Source organism: Bartonella sp. AA83SXKL (assembly GCF_042196965.1).
Taxonomy (GTDB): Bacteria; Pseudomonadota; Alphaproteobacteria; order Rhizobiales; family Rhizobiaceae; genus Bartonella.
Window position 1 is genome coordinate 1 of record NZ_JBHIRG010000086.1, and the last position, 997, is coordinate 997.

Genomic DNA, 997 nt, shown 5'->3' on the forward strand with positions numbered 1-997 from the left:
TTTTCATTGACTTTTAATACTGCAAGATCAGTTCGTGGGTCCGTTCCAATGAGTTTTGCATTCAGTTCTGTACCGTCATCAAGAACAACAGCGTAACTTGTGCCATCAGAAATCACATGATTATTGGTCACAATATAACCATCAGACGAGATAAAAAAACCCGATCCAAAAGCTATAGGACGTAGTCTATGCGAACGTTGCAAAGATTTATTACTAGGCTTATCACGATTATAAAAATCTTGAAAAAACTTTTTCAAGGGATGTTGATCTGGTAATTGGTCAAAACCCGGAGTACTAAAAAAATCACTAAAAAACCATTCTTTTTTCTTTTTATTGCTCTTCACCTGCACTGAAACAACAGCAGGCTTTACTTGAGAAACAATATCTGCAAATCCCTGCTGTTGCATTAATGAACTAAATACAGAATTTGCATGAGCTTTTGTCGTCCACAAGCTTGATCCACATCCACTAAAAAACAGTGCAGTTTCTAAAGCAGCAGAAAAACTTACTGCGGCTAATGTTGTGAAGAAAGTTTTTTTAACCATTTGGTATGTGCTCCTATTTAATCATATTGTTATCCCAATTGCAGTCCTTTATAAAATAACAAACCTTACCGTTTTCTGTCTAAATTATTAAAGTTTTGTAAGGTTTAAGAACGTAAACAATACATCCTGATGAAAAAAACTAATATCACTTTAAATGTACCCTATTTTTTCCTGTAACATCTGTGTTAATCAAAGAATATTTTTGACTGCTTTTCTTCACTAGCATTCAAAGTAATTACTTTTTCGTTCTTGTACCATTTTATTTGGAAAAATATGGCGCTTGCACCAATAATGATAATTATCAAAGGCGATAACCATAAAAACCAAGTTGTTTTATTAAATGGTGGTTTCAAAAGGATAAAGTCACCATATCGCTCAACAAGAAAATCAATAACCTGCTGATTGCTCTCACCCATTTTCAAACGTTCACGAATTAAAAGCCGTAAATCACG

The 997-nt window shown here is 33.7% G+C and carries 2 protein-coding genes; both read right to left on the minus strand.

The features are described from left to right. The coding region (locus tag ACFINO_RS09785) for a trypsin-like peptidase domain-containing protein (RefSeq protein ID WP_375655620.1) at positions 1–545 on the minus strand (545 nt) is incomplete at its 3' end. Between the two features lie 185 nt (positions 546–730). Next, positions 731–997 (minus strand): cytochrome c-type biogenesis protein (locus ACFINO_RS09790; protein ID WP_375655622.1); only part of this gene is annotated, 267 nt, incomplete at its 5' end.